Annotated in this window: 11 protein-coding genes; 7 read left to right on the top strand and 4 right to left on the bottom strand. The window is 48.0% G+C overall.

From position 1 onward, the window contains the following. Positions 1–244: 244 nt before the first annotated feature. Genes P2W84_RS10475 through P2W84_RS10460 form a run of 4 tightly spaced genes read right to left on the bottom strand, consistent with a single transcriptional unit; the run spans position 245 to position 3,008 of the window. Positions 245–964: a hypothetical protein gene (locus P2W84_RS10475; protein ID WP_276090063.1), complete on the bottom strand. Its 720-nt coding sequence runs from the start codon at positions 962–964 to the stop codon at positions 245–247. A 42-nt stretch (positions 965–1,006) separates the two neighbouring features. Next, complete coding sequence (locus P2W84_RS10470; protein WP_276090062.1) at positions 1,007–1,390, bottom strand: GntR family transcriptional regulator; 384 nt, start codon at positions 1,388–1,390, stop codon at positions 1,007–1,009. A 1-nt stretch (position 1,391) separates the two neighbouring features. Beyond that, entirely contained in the window at positions 1,392–2,171 is a 780-nt protein-coding gene (locus P2W84_RS10465; RefSeq protein ID WP_276090061.1) for a hypothetical protein, read from the bottom strand. 3 nt (positions 2,172–2,174) lie between these two features. Next, entirely contained in the window at positions 2,175–3,008 is an 834-nt protein-coding gene (locus P2W84_RS10460) for an ABC transporter ATP-binding protein (RefSeq protein WP_276090060.1), read from the bottom strand. A gap of 74 nt (positions 3,009–3,082) precedes the next feature. Here P2W84_RS10460 and P2W84_RS10455 point away from each other — a divergent pair, with 74 nt between their 5' ends. The 7 genes from P2W84_RS10455 (at position 3,083) to P2W84_RS10425 (ending at position 9,140) form a co-directional block, all read left to right on the top strand. Then, positions 3,083–3,226 (top strand): hypothetical protein, encoded by a 144-nt coding sequence (locus tag P2W84_RS10455; protein WP_276090059.1) that lies wholly within the window; start codon positions 3,083–3,085, stop codon positions 3,224–3,226. A gap of 208 nt (positions 3,227–3,434) precedes the next feature. Beyond that, entirely contained in the window at positions 3,435–4,367 is a 933-nt protein-coding gene (gene bamD / locus P2W84_RS10450; protein ID WP_276090058.1) for an outer membrane protein assembly factor BamD, read from the top strand. Beyond that, positions 4,367–4,690, top strand: a complete 324-nt coding sequence (locus P2W84_RS10445) for a DNA-directed RNA polymerase subunit omega (protein ID WP_276090057.1) — start codon at positions 4,367–4,369, stop codon at positions 4,688–4,690. The genes bamD and P2W84_RS10445 overlap by 1 nt, the downstream gene beginning before the upstream one ends. A 43-nt stretch (positions 4,691–4,733) precedes the next feature. Continuing rightward, complete coding sequence (gene coaBC, locus P2W84_RS10440) at positions 4,734–5,927, top strand: bifunctional phosphopantothenoylcysteine decarboxylase/phosphopantothenate--cysteine ligase CoaBC (protein ID WP_276090056.1); 1,194 nt, start codon at positions 4,734–4,736, stop codon at positions 5,925–5,927. Positions 5,928–5,929: 2 nt separating this feature from the next. Next, positions 5,930–6,883 (top strand): DUF4835 family protein, encoded by a 954-nt coding sequence (locus P2W84_RS10435; RefSeq protein WP_276090055.1) that lies wholly within the window; start codon positions 5,930–5,932, stop codon positions 6,881–6,883. A 91-nt stretch (positions 6,884–6,974) separates the two neighbouring features. Continuing rightward, positions 6,975–7,355 (top strand): BlaI/MecI/CopY family transcriptional regulator, encoded by a 381-nt coding sequence (locus P2W84_RS10430; protein WP_276090054.1) that lies wholly within the window; start codon positions 6,975–6,977, stop codon positions 7,353–7,355. 3 nt (positions 7,356–7,358) lie between these two features. Beyond that, positions 7,359–9,140 carry a M56 family metallopeptidase gene (locus P2W84_RS10425; protein WP_276090053.1) on the top strand — a complete coding sequence of 594 codons (1,782 nt, stop codon included), beginning with the start codon at positions 7,359–7,361 and terminating at the stop codon, positions 9,138–9,140.

Here is a 9,140-nt window from a genome sequence, read left to right as displayed (position 1 = left end):
GGAATCTTTTTGGCTTCGTCAAGAACTTTTTTTTCTTTTTTTTGTTGCCCCGTTACCGGATAAACAACCAAAAATCAAATCAAGCCACACTCAACCATCACCCTTCCAGCCTTTCAGTCAAACCCCTTCCTTCCGAAGCGGAGTGCAAAAGTAGAAATCTTTTTTACTCCTGCAAAACACCCAGCAAACATTTCTGACACCACAAACATAAACCCACTGATAAACAAGGAGAAAAAATCACGCGCTAACGCCGCAAATTCACGAGTGCCCTCCCCTTGAGGCGAACCACAGCAGAATCTGATATATTAAAATTAGTCCGCCCGATCTCCGTATCGTCTATTTCTACACTCCCCGCCCCGGGGATATTCAGATCAAGCTGTGCCAGTTTACTGGTCCTGTCCAGATACAATACGCCATAAGGATCGCCCTCTCCGCGAATACCAGCATGAAGTTTCCCTAACTTCGCCAGAAAAACATTGACCCGGGTATACCTGCCGATATTCAGCGACAGGGAATCACCGGACAGGCCGACCAGGTTCACATTACCGTACGCATACTGATCACTGAACCAAAAGGCCATCTTCTGACTGGCATCCGTAGTCAGCGAAGCCAAGCCATCCGTCTGCAGAATCAGGTCGTTGTCACCATAACCTTTGCTGTCGAGCTCAAGAGAATCCCTGAACGACACCGTCAGCCGCCCGCCTTCCCTTTTCACCAGGACTTTGTCACGCAGTCCCTTCTTGATCCAGAGCCCGTGTTGTCCTGTCCTTACCTGTACATTAAAACGTTCCGCATTCCTCAGGTACAGTTCAGTTACCCTGCCGGTATCCGCCCTGTCATAACCCGAAAAAGGCTTTTTATATTCTCCGGAACGATAAACGGACCTCAGCCCGAAATTAAAAGCGGTCAATGTGCCCAGAAAGACAACCATTGCGCATACGATTAAGATATTACTCCATTTCATCTCTGTTATTTTTATGGTCTGATTAAGATACCCGCTGGCCAGTCAGGCCCCGGGCTGTTGATAATGTTCGGCTTTAAACTGTTCATAGCTTTCACGCAATTCATCCATACTGATATTGAGCAGGTAAATATTACGGAAAAACTCGGGAAGCTCATTGGTCATAAACCGTTCCCGGCTATAAGCCATGACCCGTTCCCGGGCATCGGCAGTAATGAAAAAGCCGATCCCCCGCTTGTTGATGATCACTTCCTTATGCTGTAAAAACTCATAAGCCCGCACCACCGTGTTTGGATTTACCTGAAGTTCTGCCGCAAGTTCCCGGACAGAAGGGATCTTCTGATCGGCCGGCCATTTACCCAGCAGGATCCGCTCTCCTGCATAAGCAGCGATCTGAAGATAGATCGCCTCGTTGTCCCTGAATTCCATTTTACACTTCCTTTTCCTGTAACTTAAAATACGCGGCTATCCAGAGGATCATCACGATCACCGTCATCGAGCCATTCACCAATAGAGTCGGACCATCCTGCCCGATAGCATAGATCTGTCCGCTTTCGATCTCGCGGAACTGCAGCGTTCCGAAAGGTGAAACGGCCGACAGTTGTTCCGGGACCATTACATTCAGCATCATACTGTTCAAAACGACCATCACCAGGGCAAAAACTGCAAAGGCAAACGCCGTCTTGATGAAATGCAGCCGCTGAAAAGAGATCGCACCCAGAAAAACGATACTGTGCAGTATTCCGTAAACGACAAAAGTATTGGTGTAGGCCTTTTCACTGAAAACATTGAGCAACTGACCGTCCGCAACCGGATCCAGCCCCCGCAAAGTCAGCACACCAAAATCTACTGCATAAAAACACAGCAGGAAAACCACCTGAAATACGACAAAAGAATAAATCCAGGCAACCAGATAGCGTTCCATACCAGACACCGGCAGTGTGAGCACGCCTGCTGCCCTGCGCCGGTCTCCCATTTCAGAAAAGACCGTACTGGTAAAAAGTGTTCCCGACAACAGATAGAAGACCAGGAAAAACGCAAACTGAGTCTCCGTCGAAAACTTGTGGTCTTCCACATAGCTTATATATAACATCGATACCAGTAAAATACCACCGACGACAACCAGAGCCATCAGGTAGACCCGGTAATGTTCCAGTGTATGCTTGGCAAATAGCTTCAGGAAGCGTCCTGAATTGAAAAAACTGTTCATTTCTTATCTGTTTAAAATATCCGCGATGGTTTTAGCATTACTGGTCACCGCATTAAAAAATAATTCAAGATCTACCCTTCCCTCATCCTCTCCATGGTTTATACTTATCGTATTCATCCCGAAAGCGTCCGGTTCACTGTAAATAATCCCGGCCTGGGTGGCCCGAGTATGATTACTGAACCGGAACCGCTCTGCAATCCGGTCAAGGCCGGCGTCAACTACAATTTTACCATCATCAATCACGATCAACGCATCGATCATACTGTCAAGATCCCTGACCTGATGGGTAGATATCAAAATGCAGCGTTCGTCATTTAGCGCAGCCGCGATCAGCTTCCTGAACTGCACCTTGGACGGAATGTCCAGCCCGTTGGTCGGCTCGTCCATGATCAGCAAGGGCGTATTGGCCGCAAGCCCGAAGGAAATCAGCGCTTTCTTTTGCTGTCCGAGTGACATCCTGGTCAGCAGCTGATCCTGAGGGACACCGAATTCCCTCAGCAGGGTAAAAAACTGCTGCTTATCGAATGCAGGGTAAAAACGACAGGTACTGTTCATCAACTGCAACGCAGTTACAGGCGGCAGAAAAATATCTTCAGGGATGAAAAACAGCTGCTGCAGAAAAGCAGGCTGTCGCTTTGCCGCATCGAAGCCCATAACACTGCAGGCCCCGGAGTCCGGAAAGACCAGGCCAGCGATGCTTTTCAGCAAGGTCGATTTACCGGAGCCATTTTTTCCAAGCAGCCCATAAATATGGCCTCCATCAATGGTGAGATCCAGATTTTGAAATAAAGGCCGCTTACGCTGGTAACCGAACTTCAGGCTTCTGATTTTTATCATATCATGTAATTTTAAGTGTACTACATAACTAGTACACTACAAATGTATACATCCAATTCATAATTCCAAAAAAAATGATAAAAATAATAGCGGCCGGGCTGAACCAGATGGATGGTTTACGTATGACCTCACTAAGCACTAGTCCCGGAGATCCGACTGGTATTGGTCTGGTATTGGTCTGGTCTCCGACTGGTCATCATCTGGTCAGACCAGGATAAAACCGGTTTAAAGGCGGTTAAGCACCAACCGATGATCAGCTCCTGCTCCTTATCAACTGCATGGGTGGTAACCGGAAGTGCTACGGGCAGCAGCAGCCCGGACTATGTTAAAATATGTTAAGGGCTTGCCGGGGAAAGGGCCTTTCGTTAGCTTAGCCCACAGATTTAAATAATTGACGATATCGTATTATTCCCTTATCTTTGCAGAATGTTTAAAATTAAACACGCCTTACTCATCAGTTTTGCCGTTATCGCCCTGGCCGTAGCAGGTTGCAAAAGCCAGTTCGAAAAGATCAGGGCCAGCAATGACGTGGCAAAAAAATATCAGGAGGCACTCCGGTTGTACAATAAGAAAAACTATAGCAAGGCGCTGATCTTATTGGAAGACCTTTCTCAAAAATACAGGGGCCGTACGGAAGCAGAAGAGCTGAATTACTATTATGCCCTCACCCTTTATAAATTAAGGGACTATACCACGGCCAGGTACCAGTTCAAAAACTTTGCAGATACCTATCCTACCAGCAAGTATGCGGAAGAGTGCAGGTACATGAGTGCCTATTGCTACTATCTGGAATCGCCGCGTTACAGCCTCGACCAGGAAAATACCTATAAAGCCATCGATGCGCTCCAGCTGTTCATTAACTTCTATCCACAAAGCGAACGTGCCGCAGAAGCCACCAAATATATCGGTATCCTGCGGACGAAACTGGAAGACAAGGCTTATGCCAATGCCAAAATGTATTATGAGCTCGGAGGCGTCGGTGCCAACGCGACCAACTACCGCGCAGCTGTTATCGCACTCAAAAACGCCCAGGTTGACTTTCCGGACATTAAGTATGCAGAGGAAATGGACCTGCTGATCATTAAGTCGCAGAAGGCCTATGCAGAGAACAGCATTGAGGAAAGACAGGAAGACCGTTTTAATGAAGCCATATCCTATGCAGATGAATTTGCAGAAGCCCATCCGCAAAGCAAGTTTACAGAAGAGGCTAAGCAACTGAAACAGGAAAGTGAAGAAGCCATAGCGCGTGCAAAAAAATCTCTGGCCCTTAAAATGGCCGATTATGAAAAATATAAAGCTCAGATGGCAAAAGAGGCCAAAAGAGATAGCATTACCACAAACAAAATACCGTTGAAATAATGAGCAACAGCAAGACGATCCCGAATACCACAGTAACCAGAAATGTAAATGATCTGGACCAGAGGACAGAAAACATCTATGAGTCTTTGGTGATCATTGCCAAAAGGGCAAACCAGATTTCCAACAACATGAAGGAAGAGCTTCACGGCAAACTGGCCGAGTTTGCTTCATCCAATGACAACCTGGAAGAAGTATTCGAAAACAGAGAACAGATTGAGATCAGCAAGCATTACGAGCGACTGCCTAAGCCTTCGCTGGTAGCTATCGATGAATTCCTGAACGGAAAGGTTTACCACAGGAACCCGGCCAAAGAGCAGCAATAAATACTGGCATTGGCGTTAAATTGCAATTTTGCATTGACAGACCATGCTTAAAGACAAAAACATTCTTCTTGGCGTTTGCGGCAGCATTGCCGCTTACAAATCTGCCTTATTCGTTAGGTTGCTGGTAAAGGCTGGTGCAAACGTCAGGGTTATTCTCACAGCCAGTGCGGCAGATTTTATTACGCCGCTTACCCTGGCTACACTCTCCAAAAATCCAGTTTACACCCGGTATTTCGAAGAAGAAACAGGGGTATGGAGCAACCATGTTGAGCTGGGCCTCTGGGCCGATTATATGCTCATTGCTCCGCTCAGTGCCAATACACTGGCCAAGATGGCTTCCGGGCTTTGCGACAATTTACTTACTGCAACTTACCTTTCTTCCAGGTGCCCGGTACTTGTTGCCCCGGCCATGGACCTGGATATGTGGCAACACCAGAGTACACAGGAGAACATCCGGCAGCTGGAAGGTTTTGGCAACCTGGTTATTGCTCCCGAAAGCGGCGAGCTGGCCAGCGGACTGACAGGAACAGGACGTATGGCCGAACCGGAACAGATCCTGATGTTTCTGGAAAAAACGATCAGGGCCGGTCTTCCTTTGCTGGGTAAAAAGGCCCTGGTCACCGCAGGCCCTACCTATGAGGCAATTGACCCGGTCAGGTTCATCGGCAACCACTCCTCCGGAAAAATGGGTTTTGCCATTGCTGACGAACTGGCTGCGCTTGGCGCTGAGGTTACACTGGTAGCGGGCCCAACGCAGGAGAAAAGTACCAGACCGGTGCAGCGTATCGACGTCATGAGTGCGGCTGATATGCTGAGGGCCTGTGAAACCGCCTTTGAAGGCACCGACATTACCGTCATGAGTGCCGCGGTAGCGGATTATACCCCAGTGGAGGTAGCAGATCAGAAAATCAAAAAGGCAGATGGTGAACTGCACCTTATGTTGAAGAAAACAACCGATATCCTGGCGCAACTGGGCAGGACCAAGCAGGCAGGACAGCTGCTGATCGGCTTCGCACTGGAAACAGAGCACGAGGAAGCCAATGCACTGGGTAAGCTGGAACGGAAAAACCTGGATATGATCGTGCTCAACTCACTGAACGATAAAGGTGCGGGCTTCCGTTCCGATACCAACAAAATCACTATCTTTAACAAAGCTGCTGAAAAAAAGGAATTCAGTACAAAATCAAAAACAGAAGTTGCCCGGGACATTTGCCTGGAAATATTAAAACTGGTCTGAATATGAAACGCGGTCTGATCATCCTTATCCTGTTATTGTGCAGCCATGCAGGGCTGCTAGCCCAGGAACTCAACGCTAGAGTAACCGTACAGGCACCTCAGGTACCGAATATAGACCGCCGCAACATAGAGGTACTGCAAAAGATCATTACCGAGTTTCTGAACAATAACAAGTGGACCAGCGAAACCTATGCCCCGCAGGAACGCATTGACTGCAACCTGGTGATCACCATTACGGACTGGGACGGCAGCAGCAGTTACAAGGCAGAAGCACAGCTGCAATCGGGCCGGCCTGTCTATGGCAGCTCCTACAACAGCACTTTGCTGAATCTGAGCGATAAGGACTTTGATTTCCCTTATAGCGAGGGCCAGTCCATCGATTTTTCGGATGTCAACTTCATATCCAACCTGAGTTCGCTGCTCAGTTTCTACGCCTACACGATCATCGGACTGGATAAAGACAGCTTTAGCCGGATGGGCGGGACCAGCCTGTTTAAAAAGGCACAGCAAATCCTCAATAATGCGCAAAATGCAGGCTATAAAGGCTGGAGACCAATTGACGGACTCAGAAACCGCTACTGGCTGAATGAAAACCTGCTGAACAAGAATTTTGAAGACCTGAGAAGCTTCATTTATGACTACCACTACAATGGCCTTGACCGTCTGCAGGAAAACAGCGCAAGGGGCGTAAAGAAAATGCTGGCACTGCTGAACGGCCTGAAGCAGATGGACAAACAGAAGCTAGGTGCCATATTTCCGAACTACTATTTTGCCACTAAGGCAGACGAAGTCGTCAATGTATTCTCTATCCCCACCGGAGATCCTTCAGACCGTATCAAAGCGTACAATATGCTGGTGGAAATAGACCCGGCCAATATCAATAAATATGAGGCGCTGAACCAGGCACCATCTCCGGGCCAAGCCGGCAGCACCTCAGTTAAACCGGGCCAGCGCTAGCCTCAGCTCCTATCTGTTAAAATTTGTTAAAATAATTTTGTTAATACGAATACATTCGTACATTTGATTACGAAACAATTCGTATTGAAGAATGACAACAGAAAATCTGAAGCCTACTGAAAGTGAACTGGAAATCCTGCAGATCCTGTGGGAACGGGGAGACAGCACGGTCAGAGCAGTACACGAAATCCTGGAAAAGACAAAGGACTCCGGTTATACGACCACACTCAAGCTTATGCAGATCATGCATGAAAAAGGACTGGTTGACCGTGATACTTCCTCGAAGACACATGTTTATCGTGCGCTGGTAAACCAGGAAAGGACACAGCAGCAACTGGTCAGCAAGATGATCGACAATGTATTCAACGGATCTGCGGCGCGTTTGGTGATGCAGGCACTGGGCAACCATAAGGCCAGCAAGGATGAGATTGATTCGATAAAGAAATATCTGGACGAATTAAGCAACAAATAAACTATGGAACCAATTGTAAACCTACTGATCAAGGCCCTTGGCTGGAGCATCTTTCACTCACTCTGGCAGGGGGCGGTTATTTACGGACTGATGATGCTGGTTACCGGCCTCTTTCCGAAACTGAGTGCCAGGCTCAGGCACAATTTAGCCTACGGAGCGGTAATGGTCATGTTTGCCGGGTTTTGCCTTACTTTCTTTTCTCTCTTCAGGCTTCCGGTAGATGAGCCTCTGCAAACGGCAGCATTGGTACAGCTAAAAGACAGCACCGGCCATGAGGTGCAGCAGGGGCTGAGCTGGCTGATTGCAGGTTTGGGTAACCGTGCAGAAAATCTCTTCCCCTACCTGAGCCTGGCTTACCTCACGGGCATTGTGCTGCAACTGCTGCTGATCGGTTCGGGCTACCATAAACTCCGGAAACTGAAACAGGCCGGACATATTGCAGTTCCGCAGGCCTGGATGGATGCATTTGAACGTCTGACCGGCCATATGGGACTGCGCAGAAAAGTAGTATTCGCGCTGTCTGGCCAGGTGAATGTTCCGCTGGTCATCGGTTACCTGAAACCTATAGTGTTGTTCCCTGTCGCACTCGCCAGTCAGCTTGACATTGAACAGGTAGAGGCCATCCTGATCCATGAACTTTCGCACATCCGCAGAAACGACTACCTGCTCAACCTGGTCAAGGCCGGGATCGAAACACTGATGTTCTTTAACCCATTCATCTGGTTATGCGGAAAATACATCGGTATAGAACGTGAACATGCCTGTGATGACCTGGTACTCAAGTTTACCGGAAAGCCGATCGCCTACGCACATGCCTTGCTCAAACTTGAGCTGCTGAAAAACAAGACAGCACCTGCGCTTTCCCTGGCGGCCTCCGGCGGCACCCGCCACCTTTATCAACGTATAAAAAGAATAACAGATATGAAAACTACTTACATGAATGCAAAGCAACAAGTCTTTGCGGTAACGCTGACCGTAGCTACGGTACTTTCCCTGGCCTGGGTAAGTCCTGAAAAGAACAGGCCTGTTCAAACACAACCCGGGCATCCGGATCTTAAGGGGAAGACCGCTAGAAAGCCGGCAGTGAAGCTCATGAGCAAAACGGAGATCCGGAGCATGGCCACATCAACTGTTTCCGATGACGATACCGCTAAGAAGAAGAAAAAATTCAGGATCGTGACGGTAGATACCAATGGCATCAGAAAGGAATACGACTCCGTTAGGGAAATGCCGGACAGCCTGAGGGCAGAGGTGGTTAGTGAGACCTTTATGAACGGTGGTGACTTTAAACTGGACTTCAACCTCGATTCGACCCTGGCCAGGCAAATGGTCTTTATCAAATCCCCTGAGTTCAAGAAACAGATTGAAGATGTAAAGATGCAGGCCAGTGTCCTGGCCAGGCAACTGCAATCTAAAGATTTTAAGAAGGTGCAGGCCGATGCCAGGAAAATGAGCGAAGATATGGCCAGACATTTCAATTCCGAAGCCTTCAAAAAACAGCAGGAGGGTTTTAAGAAACAGGCCGAAAAAATGAAATTGAAAGCGGAAGAAATGAGGAAGAGGTTCGATTCCCCTGAATTCAAAAAGCAGCTGGAAGACATGCAAAAGCTACATGACTCGCAGGAATATAAACAGCTGAAGGAAAAGTTTGATAAAGACCTGGAACAACTGAAAAAGGAAAAAGGCATTAAGTCGGACCTGAAGACACTGAACTTTTCTCCCGACCGGCTGATCATCACAGACGGTCCGGAAACTGAGGAGACGAGGATATTTCAGGCCGATTAA

The organism is Pedobacter sp. JY14-1, assembly GCF_029269825.1.
GTDB lineage: Bacteria > Bacteroidota > Bacteroidia > Sphingobacteriales > Sphingobacteriaceae > Pedobacter.
The sequence above is the reverse complement of the archived record's forward strand: the minus strand, read 5'-3'. Positions and strand labels throughout refer to the sequence as shown.